Raw genomic sequence first — 14,334 nt, forward strand, 5'->3', positions numbered from 1 at the left:
GGGACTACGCTTGTATGTTCTGTGATTGTTCTTCGCAACTGTTCTCACTGCTATCCCCCGAAGTCACCGACTGCTCTCAACAGACGCGGTCTCAGGACTGTGGTACGGACGTAAGACGCGCTGTGTCGGTGACGGGTTTTGCGGGTTGAGCCCAGAGGCTATTTCTGGACATTTCTGGAAAGGCCTCGATTCTTTCCAGAAATTTTTCATCAATGATTACAGCTAGTTAAGAACCATTTCTGGAATTTCTGGAATTTCTGGAAAGGTACAACAAAGAGACCTTTTTTCAGAACCATCATTCACCGCCTGCGGCGCTGCTGGCACACACCCCGCGCGAGTTTCAGCCACTCACGCACTCTCTGTGTGGTAGCTTTCCAGAAATTCCAGAAATTCCAGAAATGAGTGCTAAGTCATTGATATTAATAGCCTGAAATTTCTGGAAAGATTCGAGGCCTTTCCAGAAATCGGCCGGGCAAGTCCAGAAATCAGCCGAAGTCCCGTCGTCAGGCGGCTACGTCTGCGCTCGACTCGGGCTCATTCTTGCCGTCGTCCAGATAGAAGGCCGACACGACACGATAGTTCTTCACCCGCTCCGCCGTGCCGTCGCGCATGGGCAGTGTGTCGTGGTAGAGGTTTTTTCCCGACATGCGCAGAAAATCGCCATCACGAAGGTACTGCGCAATCTCAGTCTCGGAACAGATGTTCCCAGCCATACCGCGAAGGGCATCGGCGAGGATGATCAGTTCTTCGCCGTTACGGGCCTTGTAGAAGTACCCGGCCGCGCCCTTGTAGCCCTCTTCGATGTCATCCGAGCCCTTGGCAAACTCCGACTTTTCCCACGTGTATAGGTCGACGCGACGACGACGGGCGATAGACGTGCGCAACGTGGACAGGACACGCTCGGAAACAGGCTTGGACGCGTCGGCAACGCGGTTCTGACGTGCCCAGCGCATTACCTTGCCGATGCTGAAATCAGCCGGGATAAGGTCAAGCTTCTTGCCCAAGATGCCGCCGAACCAGACCCATGCCAACGTTTCCATCGCCCGCGACTCCAAACCGCCAGCATCGGCCCCTACAAGCGCGGTGGTCAGACGTTCCACCTGCTTCTTGATGCGCTCCGGGTCCATGCCGAGCAGTGCCTTGACGACGATGCGCAGCGCGTGGCCGTTGTGGCGCTCGATTCCATACAGCTTGGTCGTCAAGGGGGTAGCTTCTCCCTTGGGGTAATCCTTGACGCTCGCGACGTTGATATCGAGAACGCGGGCATCGAAGCCGGGCGACACGTCTACATCGGCATCCTTGAGCTTCTGCGCCAGCGGCTTCTCATTCGCCAGCATCGCCAACCCGCCAAAGTTCTTGACCTCTCTGGCACCCCGGTCGCGGGTTGCCGTGGTCTTCCCGGTGCCCGCTTCCAGCATGAAAACAAGGCTGTTCAAATGGTCGGCTTTCATATGCTGCCCTTCATCAAGGGCAATCGCATGATGCGACACATCCGGCAAAACGGCCTCAACGCCGTTGTCGGTTGCGCGCAGAATCTTGTAGCAGACCGACAGCGCCGGTCCTGAAATGCTGGCCATGAGCTTGCACGCGAGGCTCTTTCCTCGCGAGGACGGCCCGTGAAATGCGAGCATACGGAAGCCCTCCGGATGGCACAGGCCCGACACCGGCCCGGCCATGCCCATCATCAAGGCCAAGGCGAAGTGTTCACGGCCGGATGCATTGTCGTTCCAGACGGGGGCAACCGCCTCCTTCCAGCCCTCAAGCGTACCGGCAGGCGCGAGCGGCTTACGGGTTGTGTCCAGCATCCGCATGGGCAGCACGGCCGAACCTTCGGCCTTGATGGTCTCGCCACCAACCGTCAGGAACGCGCCATCGTGCCAGCCGCGACGATCCATCCAACGCCCGGTGACAGGCGGAAGGAGCTTGCGCAGAAGCTCCAGCGCAGCCGTGCCGTCGCCGGACAGGCGGAAATTCATGTTCGCCAGTTTCTCGATTGCGGCACGGCCGGTCCAAGGATCGCTCCGCTTCATCTCGCACGTCTTCGTGCGGCCCATGGACTCAAATCGCAGGACCAGCGTGGCGTTATCGCCGAACGCGTCTTCATAATGCTCAACAACTTCGAACGGCTGGCACACCGGATCGCCGTCCTTCCCGGTCGTCACGATCCAGTTTGGATCGTCCTTCGGGTTGTACTTGAAACCGGTCCCGCGAAGATCGACGCACGGCTTACCGACGCCGGGCGCGGCTTTGTCCGATGGATCACCCGCTGACTCCGACCCTGCGTCGTCCTCAATCTCACACACATAATAGTCGGGATCGGTCAGTACCGATTCCGGAAACCAGCTATCCGCTAAGCACTTCCGCATGAAGTGAAGGCGGTCATACCCAGCGCAACCTTCATGGCGGCATGAGAAAGCGAAGGTTTCGGCGTGCCCGGCCGACTCCACAAAGCAAGCGCGATCGTCAGGGTTGCCGGGATCGGAATGCCCTTCGTCAAAGGGGCATTCAACCGCATATTTGCTCTCCGAATGCTCTTCGCGAATGCGGTCATCGGCGTGATCTTTGAACACCTGCGCAATGTCGAAGCCATGCGCGCGCTGCGCAGCCCACGTCATGAGGTCAATACCAAGTTCGGGCGACTTCAACCGATCGTCGCCACCCTTGGTCGCGCCCATGGCAGCGCCAGCCTTCTCGAATGGGTCGTTGCTCTGCTTCGCGTGCGGGGTACCCTCCGGGATGTCCTCGAACCGGATCAGCTTTCCAATGGTCAGCATGATCCGATGGCCGGTTGAACCCTTCCGGTGGCGCGGCAAATAAAACAGGCGGGACGGATCACGAGCCGCATTGTCCGGCTCCACACCAAACTGGCGACCGAGACCGAGAACCTTCCGAGACCAGAGGCTGATCACGTCCTTATGTGCGCCCAACTGGGCCTTATAGATGAAGGGCTTGGCGAGCGGGAAGACCATGCGAAATTTTGGGATAGGGGTCGTTTCGACCACGATCTTCATTCCATTGGCCTGAGCTTTCTCGACAAACGTCGCCGAATTGCAGACGGCCGACACGTATTTGCCTTCCCCCAGCATGTAGCGGCGAACGTCACTGTCGGACGGGGCGTCCGGATCGACGCCAAGCTTCGTCGCCCACGCATAAAACTTGTCATAGGCGATTTCGACCCGCGTCGTGAGATGCGAATGCGTGGTGTAAAAAATGCAGGTAAGACCCGTTTCGCGAACAAGACGAAAGGCGTCTTCCATCTGATACCCGGAATCGATGTCCAGACCCATCATATAGTTTCGGAGGACATTGTGCTTTGTGCGCAGTCCACCCTCGCCAAGCGTACCGGTGACGAAGCACGTTCCCTCCTTTTTGCCGACGACGTGCTTCGAAAGCAGCTTGATGAAGACATCCGCGAACGGCGCTTCATCTGCGCTGTGCCACTTCTTTACATTCCGGTCCTTTGCGGTGCTGATCGCAATAGGAAGCTCGGAGACTTCGGGCGTCCACTCGCCCCAGATTTCGGCGTCGTTGACGTATTCAGTAGGCTCGTCCGGCGCGGGCTCCGGCGTCACGTCTGCGTCGTTCTCCGCCGCAAGCTGCGAACCATGCCAGTCGAACGCCGTCTGCGGCGACCAAGGCTCCTTGGTGCGCAAGTCAATAATGTCGGCGGAAGGGATAGGCTGGAAATCGTTTGAACGCGAAAGCGCGGACATGAGAATACTCCAAAAACGAGGCGCGCGTGGGCGCTCGACGCAAGCCACGCTTGCGAAGCCAAAGGGAGCGCTGCTTTTTCGGAGATTTGTGGGTTCTCGTGCGGAAGGCAGCGCGGTTCGGTTTGATGCCTGTGCTGCCGACCCCGTCGCAGACTTCATCTGGTGGGTGGAGCGTGACCCGCTGCCGAAGCAACGGGCCACTTCTGCCTTACCGGAGACCCACGATACGTTCTTCTCATAAAACAACGTCCCGGTCGATTGTTAATCGAGTGTGGCTCACCGGAAGTTAAGAACGCTTTCGGCAAAAAGTTGGAAACGCGGCGTTTCCAACTCGACAATATTGCGTCTAGTCCATCTGGAACTTAGGTAGCCGAATATTAGGCCAACGCGCGCGTGCTTCTTCCCAGAATTTCACCGGCACGCCAGCGGAGCTCCAGTGCGAGACAGTCGCCCACTGGAGGTAGGATCGAAGGTCGGGGTCGGAGTCCTTCAAGACATCCGCGCCAAGGGCGTCGAAGGTCGTCGGTGGCGTCTCTTTCGTCACGGCCGCATAGTCGGCCGCAAGATGCTTCGCCCCGGCCGCGTAGGAGATGAACTCCAGCCAATCGGTTTCGGTCATGTTGCAGCCGCCTGTTCGCGGATTTCAATCTCGTCAATGACATAGCCTGCAATCCGCCAAGCCTGTCCCGCAAGGAACATAGCGGCGGCGAACGTCTCGCCGTCGTCGGTCATGTTGAGGCTGAACGACTCCCCGCCCGGTCGGCGCACGGCAATCTCGTATTCGATCCGTGTTTCGTTCTCGCCGGGCCAGATGTCGAAAAGGGTCATGGTGATGCCGACGCCGCGACCGTGATCACGTGCGATGCGCTCGGCTTCCTGACAGGCGGAGGACCATTTGAACAAAGACTCGACCCATGCGGATCGAATAGACGGGTCGGCGTGAAGCAGCGCGCGGCATGCGTTGCCGGAGGGGTCCAGATGCGGGTTGAAAATGCCAAGCGTCTCGGCAGCGAGAGGGGTCACGTCCATAGACATGATGCGTCTTTCCCAGCCGCATCGAGCGGCTGATAATGAGAATGGGAGGGATGGGCTTAAGAAGGCGCACCGCGCCAGCGACTAGGTCGTGCGCACGCCCACCGGGCGCGGGTTTGTTCCACCGGAACTATGTCGGGAAAGGACGCGGCTAGGCCAGCATCTATTTGGCAGTATAGACCCGCGTCATGGCGTTTTTATGGCGTCGATGACGGTTCACCATGCTTAGAATCGCTGGACAACATTTCAGTGGATGATAGTCCGCGCCGCCGCTAGCGTTAGGCATCACTGGAGGCCGACTATGCAAATCGACAATGCAGAGGAATTTGAAGACCTGACGGCCACGACAATGCGGCTTCGGGACGTGCTGGACGATCTCTGCTCTCAACCCCTTCCCACCAAGGAAGCTGCCATCGAAGTCGGCCAGCGCCAGCGCCTACTCGGCTCCGCAATCATGGATACCGGGCAAGCATTGGAGTCCGGCGTCTTCGTCCTGCGCAATTGAAATCAATCATCCCGGTCGGAATCATTGCCCAGCTTGCCGATGCCTTCATCCAAGCTAGGCACGATGCTCGCCAGCGGCCCTTCCACGTCGATCTCGTAGCGTCCAGCGAGCACGGCCACCTGATGCCCAACCGTGGCGCGAAAGGCTCCTAGGGCGACGAAGAATGCCGGGCTGGGATGGTTGCCGCGCCACTGGTAATCGAAGTGGCGATAATGCTCGCGCTGGTCGTCGTGGAACTGGCGTCCAGCCTCGCGGATGGCGCGAAGGGGAGTAACGGCGAAAGCGTCGGCGGATAACGCCTGCAAGGTCTTGGTGCTTTCCTCCCGTATCTTATGGACGGAATGTTCCACTTCGGATTCCGTCTCCATGTCGAACGGGTTGTAGAGGACGCGGCGATCTTCGAGAAACACGAGGAATCGGCGGACCATTTCCGCCTCACCGGGACCGGGGTCGGACCATTGGATACCGCCTAACGGTGTGCTGAACCCGGTGACCTTACGTGCCGTCGCGGCCGTCACCTTGCCCGATCTGCGGAAGAAGTTGCGCATCCGCCTCAACCCACGCGAAGTCTTGCTTGCTTCAAATGTGACTGATGCTCGACGGGCGGATTTGAATGCGCAGCCATAGCGGCAATGAAAGTCTCCGGAGTTTCCAAATACCGCTCAAGCTTGTCCTCTCTCATCAGAACTACGAACAACGCGCACGATTTAGCCTGACAATTGATCGACTTGCTTGGATTGAACGAGATATCGGTGAAGCCGTCATACTTCACTTCACCATCGATCCGATTCTTAAGCCAAAGCCGGTGCGGAAAGATCGCGTTGAGATAGAGCCAATCGTAGAACACGGTCGTGGGATTTAATGGAAAATCGAAGCCCTCAAACCTAAATCCGATCAAAGCGCCGGAACCACGAAGCCGGGGATCGCGCTTCGCCTCTCTCGGATCGACATCATAAAGATCGGTGTAGGGACCGCCGTGCTCGAATACCTTGCTACCTTGGAACGCGTTCTCCAGCGGCATGTCACCGACGTGAGTCATGACACGCAAATGGAATGCACTGAGATGACGGCCAGCGATCTCATCAGACTTGCTGGAGACCTCCAGCAAGGGGCTATATCCCGCCTTCTTCGCCGCGTCGTGAAGCGACCGGATGTTCTTCTTCTTCTGGACTTCTGCAAATCCGCCAGCCCATGGAATGTCGAAATCCAGACGCCGCACGTAGCCACGGTCCTCGGATGAAGGAACAAAGATCGGTCTCTCAGCCATCTGGCATATTCCGTATCAATGCGAGCGGGATGAATTGGGGCACTAACAACTCGTACTTCTCGGCCTGCTTTAGTCTAAGCTTGATGTCAGCGTCCGACCAATTCGTCCAAGTGTAAAGCACCTCATAGTCGATCATCCCTCCAGCCTTGTCGATCGGCACAGACTCGACGCCAGCTTTGTTGGACACGTCATTGGTGAACCGCACTCCTTCGAATTGCAGCACTGAGGGATGTATCTGAAGAAAAACCGTGTCTCCAATGTGCCCCGCCTGGCGAGCTACATGCTCCATCGGGTGATTATTGCGGAAGCAGAGATGGACATAGTTGCCCATTCCCTTGAAGGCGTCAGCGTCTCGGCTCCACTCGTTTCCGCCCGGAGCGGGCACCTTGAGACCCATCTTCTCTAATTGTGCAATGGGATACAGTCCGCCAGCTTCGCGGATCATCGGTAGGTTCCGCCTGTCCGTGAAATGATAGAAGAACGGAATTTCATTTATTGAATCTATTGCCATGTTCTCCCCCTCCAGAGATGCGAACGGCACCCACGAGGCACCATACGCGTCTGACGCCCACGATCAACTTGTCCGCAGACTGAAAAGGCGCGGCCCCGGAATGTTGCCCCTGCCTTCGCGGTGTTCGAATGTGGCCCCCGCGTGGCCCCAGAAATCCAAAGCAAAACGGCCACCCGAAGGTGGCCGCTTTAATTGCTTGATTTCCCTAAGGAAAATTTGGAGCGGGTGAAGCGATTCGAACGCTCGACCCCAACCTTGGCAAGGTTGTGCTCTACCCCTGAGCTACACCCGCTCGTGCGGCGGTGCCGCAAGCCGCGCCTATATGGCCGAAGAGCCATGACATTGCAACAGGGAATGTTGCTATATTTTCGGCATGCCGCAGCAAGGCACGATGGTTTGATTTTCCTTGTTTCCTGCTGCCTGTTTGCTTAGACCCCCACAGGCAAAGGATACCCACATGCCTGCAACGCCCGACCAGCTCTTCGCTTTTCTCGATGATCTTGGCATCAAGGTGAAAACGTTCGAACATCCGGCACTGCACACCGTTTCCGAATCGCAGGAGCTTCGCGGCCAGATCGCGGGCGCGCACACAAAGAACCTCTTCCTCAAGGACAAGAAGGACAACTACTTTCTCATGACCGTGGAAGAAACCGCATCCGTCGATCTCAAGGCGATCCACCAGTCGATCGGCGGCGCGAGCAAGGTTTCGTTCGGCAAGCCCGAAGCGCTGTTCGAACTTTTGGGCGTCGCCCCCGGTTCCGTATCGATCATGGGCCTCATCAACGACAAGGCGCACCGGGTGAAGCCGATCATTGCGGCGAACCTGCTCGAAAGCGAGGTCGTCAACGTGCATCCGCTCGTCAACACGGCGACCACGTCGATTCGCGCGGACGACCTGCTGCGCTTCGTGAAGGCGACCGGCCACGAACCGCAGGTCTTGAAACTTTAGGCGCGATCGCCACATGCCGACCAGCAAAAAACGGCATTCAGGGACACCCCAAGGCAGAAAGGCATAGTCAGATGAGCGGCCAGGACAATTTTTACGGGGCAGGCGGCGGCTACACCATGAACGCGCCCCAGCTCACGGGCAACGACCAGAGCCTTCCGTCTAACGGTGCGTCTGCCCCCGAGGGGCTCATCAAGGATACGACGACCGCGAGTTTTACCGCCGACGTCATACAGGAGTCGCGCAAGCAGCCGGTGCTGGTGGATTTCTGGGCGCCGTGGTGCGGCCCGTGCAAGCAGCTCACCCCCGTTCTGGAGAAAGCGGTGCTAGCGGCGCGCGGTGCGGTCAAGCTGGTCAAGATGAACATTGACGATCATCCGTCAGTTGCGGGGCAACTGGGCATCCAGTCAATTCCGGCGGTGATCGCTTTCAAGAACGGCCAGCCGGTTGATGGCTTCATGGGCGCGGTGCCCGAGAGCCAGATCAATGATTTCATCAAGCGGATCGGTGGTGATAGCGCCAAGGCCGAGCTTGAGGAGGCGCTGGCCGCTGCGACCCAGGCGCGAGCCGAGGGTGATGCGCAAACCGCTTCGCAGATTTACCAGATGATCCTGCAGCAGACGCCGGATTCCGTGGAAGCGCTGGCGGGCCTGGGAGAAATCCTTTTCGAAACAGGCGACAATGAAGGTGTCCAACAGGTACTGGACAGCGTTCCCGCAAACAAGGCCGACGCCGCCCCGATCGCGGCATTGCGCGCGCGCGTCGCGCTTGCGGAGCAATCCGAATCGCTTGGCGACTCCGCATTGCTTGAGCAAAAGCTTGCCGAAAATCCGAAGGATCATCAGGCGCGTTTCGACCTTGCCATGGTTCAAAACGCGCGCGGCGAGCGCGAAGCCGCCGCAGACAATCTGCTCGCTATCGTGCGATCTGATCGCACATGGAACGACGACGGCGCGCGCGCACAATTGCTCAAGCTGTTCGAAGCCTGGGGACCGACGGACGAAGCGACGCTTTCCGCGCGCCGCAAGCTGTCCTCAATCCTCTTCTCCTAGGCCGCCTTGACGCTGAACGTCACGTCGATGTTGCCACGTGTGGCATTGGAGTAGGGGCAAACCTGATGGGCAGTCGCGACAAGCTGCTCCGCCGTTGCCTGGTCGACGCCCTTTGTCTCGACGTCGAGAGCCACTGCCAGTTTGAAACCTTCCCCCTGCGGAAGAAGCGATACGCTTGAGTTGATTGCTGCGTCCTGGAGTGAGGCTTTCTGCCGCCGCGCAACAAGCCGCAAGGCACCTTCGAAACAAGCCGCGTAGCCGATTGCGAAAAGCTGCTCGGGATTTGTCGCGCCGCCTGCGCCGCCGAGTTCCTTCGGTACTGCCAGATCGAGATCGAGCAGGCCGTCCGTGGTCCTGCCATGCCCGTTGCGCCCACCAGTCACATGAGCCGTCGCGGTGTAGAGTGCTGACATGATCTGTCTCCTTGTTAGATCGTGAGCGATTTAATCGCATACGATTGATAATCTGTCAAGCGCCGTTCGGGCATAAAAAAAGCGGCCCGAAGGCCGCTTCCTGATTTGTCTATGCCTTGCGTGCCTATTCAGCGGCGGCAGTAGCCTCCGCGGCCTTCTTCTCCGCGGCTTCCTGTGCGGCCTTTTCGGCGGCGAGCGCTTCGGCGGCAGCGACCTTCTCGGCTTCAAGCCGCGCCTGCTCCTGCTGGAAGGCAGCGCGTTCGGCGTCGTTCAGCTTGCGGGCGCGGACGCCGGTATTCTCCGAAATGCGGGCCGATTTGCCGCGACGGTCACGCAGATAGTAGAGCTTGGCGCGGCGGACCTTGCCGCGACGCACGATCTCGACGCCTTCCACCAGCGGCGAATAGACCGGGAAAACGCGCTCGACGCCTTCACCATAGGAAATCTTGCGCACGGTGAAGCTCTCATGAATGCCGGAGCCGGAACGGGCAATGCAGACGCCTTCATAGGCCTGCACGCGGGTGCGGTTTCCTTCGGTGACGCGCACCTGGACGCGAACGGTGTCGCCCGGCTGAAATTCCGGAAGCGTGCGCTTTGCGACGATGCGGGCGGCCTGCTCGGCCTCAAGCTGACGGATGATGTCCATCTCGATAATCCACTTCTTGTTCTTCCGACAGTCAGAGCGCCCGACACTCGCCGTCCGGTTCCAGACCGTTCGGCTATGCCTTTCCACGAAATGGTCCGGCAGGAGCGAATTCACCGCCACAGTTGACGGGACCGGGCATTTTGCCCGATTTCGGGCGGGGCGATACACCAGTTTTGGGCATTTGTCACGCCTTGCGTGGCACTTTTGTGAATTCGCCCTGCCCGGCGCTGTCGCATGCCGGCCCTTGCGCTCACATGCGCCAGCTTATAGACGCCGAAATGGTTGTGGGGAGTCCGATTTGATCCTGTTAGACGCAGTCCTGCTTTTTGTCGCGGCCTATCTCGCCGGCGTGGTGAACGCAATTGCCGGGGGCGGGACATTTCTGACCTTCGGCGCGCTCAGCATAACGGGAATGCCGCCTATCGTCGCGAACGCGACATCCTCGATCACCCAGTTTCCCGGCTATATCACGTCTACCCTGGCCTATTGGAGCGACATCAGGACGTTCTGGAGGGAGGGCCTGCTGTTGAGCGCCGTGTCGGCTGCCGGTGCGCTAGCCGGTGCGCTGATCCTGCTTGCGCTGGACAACCCGTCGTTCAGGGCGATGGTGCCGTGGCTTCTCATTGCCGCGACTGCGCTGTTTGCCGCCGGTCCCTGGCTGAAACCGAAGCCGAAAGCAGGCGACAAGCCGTCAGGCGGCACGTTCGCAGGTGCGTTGATTCAGTTTCTGACCGCAATCTATGGCGGGTTTTTCGGCGCTGGAATGGGCGTGATGATGCTCGCCACGCTCGGCCTCACGCAGAGCGGCGACTACCACCGCCTCAATGCGCTGAAGAACATGCTCTCGATCGTCATAGCCGCCATCGCCATCGTGGTCTTCGTGCTGGGCGGCGTGGTCGCCTGGCCGCAGGCCGTTGTGATGATCCCCGCGGTGGCGCTCGGCGGCTATTCCGGCGTGTGGGCCGCCAAGCGGGCGCCGCAAAGCGTGGTTCGCGCCTTCGTGATCGTCGTCGGCGTGTTGCTGGCGGCCTACTATTTCGTGACGGGCTGAATGAGGTCGGGGCGGCGCTCCTCGGTAAGCCGCCGCGCCTGTTCGAGCCGCCATTCGGCAATGCGCGCATGATTGCCGGAAATGAGCACGTCGGGAATGGCCGTTCCCTCGAATTCGGGGGGCCGCGTATAGTGCGGATGTTCGAGGAGTCCGTTTTCAAAGCTCTCCTGAACGCCTGATTCCTCATTGCCCATGACGCCCGGCAGCAGACGCACGATCGCATCGAGCAGGACGAGGGCTGCAGGCTCGCCGCCGGAAAGAATGTAGTCTCCGATCGAGACCTCCTCCAATTGCCGCGCATCGATGACGCGCTGGTCGACGCCCTCGAAACGTCCGCAGACGATCACGACGCCGTCCTCTTTCGCAAGGTCGCGAACCTTTGCCTGCGTCAGCGGCTTCCCGCGCGGGCTCATCAGGAGGCGGGGCCTCAAATCTCCGGGAGGAGATGCATGGTCGATCGCCTTGGCAAGAATGTCGGCGCGCATGACCATTCCCGCCCCGCCGCCTGCAGGTGTGTCATCGACGGTGCGATGCCTGTCGGCGGCAAATTCCCGGATCTGCAGGGCCTCAAGCGACCAGCTTCCGGCCTGCATGGCGCGGCCCGCGAGTGAAAGCCCGAGCGCGCCGGGAAACATTTCCGGGTAGAGCGTCAGCACGGTCGCGCGAAAGCGGCTCATCGGTTTCCTCCCGCGTCCTTCGGTCCGCGATTGCGGCGCTGCACTCCGACACGCTCGTCGTCCGCTTCCACCAATCCGGCTGCGACGGAATTGATGCGGATAAAGCCGTCGCCCAGGAAAACCTCCGGCACGGCGGCACGTGTGAAAGGAATGAGCGTGTCCTTGCGGCCACCGACCGAAAGCTCCAGCACGTCGCCGCCACCGAAATTCTGAACGGCGGTGACCTTGCCGATGCGCTTTCCGCTTTCGTCCCGCACTTCGAGGCCGACGAGATCGTCGTGGTAAAATTCTTCCTCGGCGGGCGGCGGCAGCCGCGCGCGCTCGATGAAGAGCTTTGTGCCATTCAGGCTCTCCGCCGCGGTTCGGTTATCGACGCCTTTGAAACGCACGACGACGACCTCCTGCTGCGGGCGAAGGGATTCGATTTCGAATGCGCGTCCTGCCGCGTCATGCAAGGGTCCATATCTGCCCAGCGCCTGCGGGTCCTCCATATGGCTCTTGACCCGCACCTCGCCACGGATGCCGTGCGCCGCGCCGATGACGGCCATCAGGACGTTTTTTTCCGGTCTGTTCATTTTCAGGGCATCTTTCCGCTTTGCAGCCGTTTGCCACCGATAAGGCAGCAAGAGCAAGGCCGCACATCTTTTCTGCCATGCGGACGCCGCAGGAAAAACCTTTCCGTAGGAGGCGCGCAATTCGGTGGGATGCGCGCGATTCGCAATCCGGATTTTGTGCTATGCAACCAGTCGTCGCATTGAAACTTTTGATCCCGACATGGAGAAGGAACGTTTGGTGCAGGCGGTACCTTGTTCTTCTCACCTGTTGAAGTGAATGCTATTTGGTGCGCAGCAGCGGCATGACCGCTGGCGGCAGGCCCCGTACCGAGGGGAAAGACGACGGATGAAGCTGATCTCGACGACAAGACGACAATTGCTGGAAGGGGCCGCGCTGGCGACAATCGCGGGCTTCGCCACTCGCCGGGCGCACGCGCAGGACGCGCCGCGCCGCCTGATCGTGGCCGCCGATTCCGAACCGCGCAACCTCAATCCCGCGATGGTGGCGTCCAATGGCGTGTTCTTCGTTTCGAGCAAGATTGTCGAGCCGCTGGCGGAAGCGTCCTATGACGGGCAGAACGGTCTTGCGCCCCGCCTCGCCCTGAGCTGGTCCGGTTCGGACGACGGATTGAGCGCCACCTTCAAGCTGCGCGGCGGCGTGACATGGCATGACGGCAAGCCTTTCACGTCCGCCGATGTTGCCTTTTCCGCGATGCAGATCTGGAAGCCGCTCCAGAATCTCGGGCGCATCGTGTTCAAGGACCTCGAAAGCGTCGAGACGCCGGATGAAACCACGGCGATCTTCCGCTTCTCGAAGCCGACGCCTTTCCAGCTTGTGCGCAACGCATTGCCGGCGCTTACGAGCGTCGTGCCGAAGCACATCTATGAAAACGGAGACATTGCGGAAAATCCCGCCAATGCGGCGCCGATTGGCACCGGGCCGTTCAAGTTCGGCGAACACAAACCCGGCGAATATTACCGGCTCGTGCGCAACGAGAACTACTGGCAGAAGGATCAGCCGAAGCTCGATGAAATCCTCTACCGCGTGCTTCCCGACCGGGCGGCGGCGGCGAACGCCATCGAGGCCGACGAAATCCAGCTTGCGGCGTTTTCCGCCGTGCCGCTGGCCGATCTGGACCGCATTTCCAAGATCGAGGGCATCGCGGTCGTCACCACCGGCTACGAGGCGCTGACCTACCAGCTCATCGTTGAAATCAACCATCGCCGCAAGGAACTGGCCGATCTCAAGGTGCGGCGCGCGATTGCCCATGCCATCGATCGCGACTATGTCGTGCGCACCATCTTCCTCGGCCACGCGACCGCCTCGACCGGACCCGTGCCCCGCAACGACACGCAGTTCTACACTTCCGATGTGCCGTCCTATCCATACGATGTCGCAAGGGCGAACGCGCTATTGGATGAGGCGGGTTATCGGCGCGATACGAATGGCCGCCGTTTCAGCCTGAGGCTGCTGCCCGCGCCCTATTTCAACGAGACCAAGCAGTTTGGCGATTATCTGCGGCAGGCGCTTGCCGAAATCGGCATCGATGCGCAACTGGTCAGCAACGATGCGGCGGCGCACCAGAAAGCGGTCTACACCGACCACGATTTCGACCTGGCGATAGCGCCTCCGGTTTTTCGCGGCGACCCGGCGATCTCGACGACGATTCTCGTGCGCAGCGGAACGCCGGACGGCGTGCCCTTCTCCAACCAGGGTGGCTACGTCAATTCCGAACTGGACAATCTGATCGACCGCGCCGCCGTCACGCTGGACGAGCAGGCGCGTATCGCGCTCTATCAGGAATTTCAGCGCAAGGTGGTGGACGATCTGCCGTTCATCAATGTGGTCGAATGGACCTTCATCACCGTCAGCCGGTGGTCGGTCAAGAACGTTTCCAACAATCCGCGCTGGGCAGTCTCCAACTGGGCCGATACTTCGGTCCAGACATAGAATCGGGTTGGGAGCA

At 59.8% G+C, this 14,334-nt stretch carries 15 protein-coding genes and 1 tRNA gene; 5 read left to right on the plus strand and 11 right to left on the minus strand.

What is annotated here, in order from left to right:
- Nucleotides 1–503 precede the first annotated feature (503 nt).
- The 3 genes from M9924_07785 to M9924_07795 all read right to left on the minus strand — a co-directional run bounded on the left by M9924_07785 (nt 504) and on the right by M9924_07795 (nt 4,748).
- A complete protein-coding gene (locus M9924_07785) occupies nt 504–3,290 on the minus strand; it encodes a DUF927 domain-containing protein (GenBank protein ID MCO5064305.1) in 2,787 nt (928 codons plus the stop codon).
- A 769-nt stretch (nt 3,291–4,059) separates the two neighbouring features.
- Entirely contained in the window at nt 4,060–4,332 is a 273-nt protein-coding gene (locus M9924_07790; protein MCO5064306.1) for a hypothetical protein, read from the minus strand.
- On the minus strand, nt 4,329–4,748 hold the full coding sequence (locus M9924_07795; GenBank protein ID MCO5064307.1) for a hypothetical protein: 420 nt from the start codon (nt 4,746–4,748) through the stop codon (nt 4,329–4,331). The genes M9924_07790 and M9924_07795 overlap by 4 nt, the downstream gene beginning before the upstream one ends.
- A 298-nt stretch (nt 4,749–5,046) precedes the next feature.
- Between M9924_07795 and M9924_07800 the strand changes: the two genes are divergently transcribed.
- On the plus strand, nt 5,047–5,250 hold the full coding sequence (locus M9924_07800) for a hypothetical protein (protein ID MCO5064308.1): 204 nt from the start codon (nt 5,047–5,049) through the stop codon (nt 5,248–5,250).
- 2 nt (nt 5,251–5,252) lie between these two features.
- Here M9924_07800 and M9924_07805 read toward each other — a convergent pair whose 3' ends face one another.
- The 4 genes from M9924_07805 to M9924_07820 form a co-directional block, all read right to left on the minus strand.
- Nucleotides 5,253–5,798, minus strand: a complete 546-nt coding sequence (locus M9924_07805; protein MCO5064309.1) for a hypothetical protein — start codon at nt 5,796–5,798, stop codon at nt 5,253–5,255.
- Between the two features lie 5 nt (nt 5,799–5,803).
- Nucleotides 5,804–6,517 carry a hypothetical protein gene (locus tag M9924_07810; GenBank protein ID MCO5064310.1) on the minus strand — a complete coding sequence of 238 codons (714 nt, stop codon included), beginning with the start codon at nt 6,515–6,517 and terminating at the stop codon, nt 5,804–5,806.
- Entirely contained in the window at nt 6,510–7,028 is a 519-nt protein-coding gene (locus M9924_07815) for a DUF4433 domain-containing protein (GenBank protein ID MCO5064311.1), read from the minus strand. The genes M9924_07810 and M9924_07815 overlap by 8 nt, the downstream gene beginning before the upstream one ends.
- Nucleotides 7,029–7,245: 217 nt before the next feature.
- Nucleotides 7,246–7,320 (minus strand) — tRNA-Gly (locus M9924_07820).
- A 165-nt stretch (nt 7,321–7,485) separates the two neighbouring features.
- On the opposite strand from M9924_07820, the gene M9924_07825 reads away from it, so the two are divergent.
- Together M9924_07825 and trxA are read left to right on the plus strand one after the other, a co-directional pair.
- Nucleotides 7,486–7,977 carry a prolyl-tRNA synthetase associated domain-containing protein gene (locus tag M9924_07825; protein MCO5064312.1) on the plus strand — a complete coding sequence of 164 codons (492 nt, stop codon included), beginning with the start codon at nt 7,486–7,488 and terminating at the stop codon, nt 7,975–7,977.
- 71 nt (nt 7,978–8,048) lie between these two features.
- Nucleotides 8,049–9,026 carry a thioredoxin gene (gene trxA / locus M9924_07830; GenBank protein ID MCO5064313.1) on the plus strand — a complete coding sequence of 326 codons (978 nt, stop codon included), beginning with the start codon at nt 8,049–8,051 and terminating at the stop codon, nt 9,024–9,026.
- Here trxA and M9924_07835 read toward each other — a convergent pair.
- Both M9924_07835 and rplS read right to left on the minus strand, forming a co-directional pair.
- The gene (locus M9924_07835; protein MCO5064314.1) at nt 9,023–9,439 is read right to left on the minus strand and encodes an organic hydroperoxide resistance protein; all 417 of its coding nucleotides are present in this window, start codon (nt 9,437–9,439) and stop codon (nt 9,023–9,025) included. The genes trxA and M9924_07835 overlap by 4 nt on opposite strands.
- Before the next feature lie 124 nt (nt 9,440–9,563).
- Nucleotides 9,564–10,085, minus strand: coding sequence for a 50S ribosomal protein L19 (gene rplS, locus M9924_07840; protein MCO5064315.1), 522 nt, complete (start codon nt 10,083–10,085; stop codon nt 9,564–9,566).
- Between the two features lie 298 nt (nt 10,086–10,383).
- Here rplS and M9924_07845 point away from each other — a divergent pair, with 298 nt between their 5' ends.
- Nucleotides 10,384–11,136 carry a sulfite exporter TauE/SafE family protein gene (locus tag M9924_07845; protein ID MCO5064316.1) on the plus strand — a complete coding sequence of 251 codons (753 nt, stop codon included), beginning with the start codon at nt 10,384–10,386 and terminating at the stop codon, nt 11,134–11,136.
- On the opposite strand, the gene trmD is transcribed toward M9924_07845, so the two are convergent.
- Together trmD and rimM are read right to left on the minus strand one after the other, a co-directional pair.
- The gene (gene trmD, locus M9924_07850; protein ID MCO5064317.1) at nt 11,118–11,813 is read right to left on the minus strand and encodes a tRNA (guanosine(37)-N1)-methyltransferase TrmD; all 696 of its coding nucleotides are present in this window, start codon (nt 11,811–11,813) and stop codon (nt 11,118–11,120) included. The two genes, M9924_07845 and trmD, sit on opposite strands and share 19 nt — an antisense overlap.
- Complete coding sequence (gene rimM, locus M9924_07855; protein MCO5064318.1) at nt 11,810–12,388, minus strand: ribosome maturation factor RimM; 579 nt, start codon at nt 12,386–12,388, stop codon at nt 11,810–11,812. The genes trmD and rimM overlap by 4 nt, the downstream gene beginning before the upstream one ends.
- 325 nt (nt 12,389–12,713) lie before the next feature.
- On the opposite strand from rimM, the gene M9924_07860 reads away from it, so the two are divergent.
- The gene (locus tag M9924_07860; GenBank protein MCO5064319.1) at nt 12,714–14,318 is read left to right on the plus strand and encodes an ABC transporter substrate-binding protein; all 1,605 of its coding nucleotides are present in this window, start codon (nt 12,714–12,716) and stop codon (nt 14,316–14,318) included.
- Nucleotides 14,319–14,334: the final 16 nt, after the last annotated feature.

It is taken from the genome of Rhizobiaceae bacterium (assembly GCA_023953835.1).
Taxonomy (GTDB): Bacteria; Pseudomonadota; Alphaproteobacteria; order Rhizobiales; family Rhizobiaceae; genus Mesorhizobium_G.

Bases quoted from the DNA above. Each gene is read 5' to 3' on its own strand.
- M9924_07815 (MCO5064311.1), bottom strand. From the start codon at position 7,028: ATGGCAATAGATTCAATAAATGAAATTCCGTTCTTCTATCATTTCACG.
- M9924_07785 (MCO5064305.1), bottom strand. From the start codon at position 3,290: ATGATGGGTCTGGACATCGATTCCGGGTATCAGATGGAAGACGCCTTT.
- rplS (MCO5064315.1), bottom strand. From the start codon at position 10,085: ATGGACATCATCCGTCAGCTTGAGGCCGAGCAGGCCGCCCGCATCGTC.
- trmD (MCO5064317.1), bottom strand. From the start codon at position 11,813: ATGAGCCGCTTTCGCGCGACCGTGCTGACGCTCTACCCGGAAATGTTT.
- M9924_07790 (MCO5064306.1), bottom strand. From the start codon at position 4,332: ATGACCGAAACCGATTGGCTGGAGTTCATCTCCTACGCGGCCGGGGCG.
- M9924_07860 (MCO5064319.1), top strand. From the start codon at position 12,714: ATGAAGCTGATCTCGACGACAAGACGACAATTGCTGGAAGGGGCCGCG.
- rimM (MCO5064318.1), bottom strand. From the start codon at position 12,388: ATGAACAGACCGGAAAAAAACGTCCTGATGGCCGTCATCGGCGCGGCG.
- M9924_07800 (MCO5064308.1), top strand. From the start codon at position 5,047: ATGCAAATCGACAATGCAGAGGAATTTGAAGACCTGACGGCCACGACA.
- M9924_07835 (MCO5064314.1), bottom strand. From the start codon at position 9,439: ATGTCAGCACTCTACACCGCGACGGCTCATGTGACTGGTGGGCGCAAC.
- M9924_07810 (MCO5064310.1), bottom strand. From the start codon at position 6,517: ATGGCTGAGAGACCGATCTTTGTTCCTTCATCCGAGGACCGTGGCTAC.
- M9924_07805 (MCO5064309.1), bottom strand. From the start codon at position 5,798: ATGCGCAACTTCTTCCGCAGATCGGGCAAGGTGACGGCCGCGACGGCA.
- M9924_07825 (MCO5064312.1), top strand. From the start codon at position 7,486: ATGCCTGCAACGCCCGACCAGCTCTTCGCTTTTCTCGATGATCTTGGC.
- trxA (MCO5064313.1), top strand. From the start codon at position 8,049: ATGAGCGGCCAGGACAATTTTTACGGGGCAGGCGGCGGCTACACCATG.
- M9924_07795 (MCO5064307.1), bottom strand. From the start codon at position 4,748: ATGTCTATGGACGTGACCCCTCTCGCTGCCGAGACGCTTGGCATTTTC.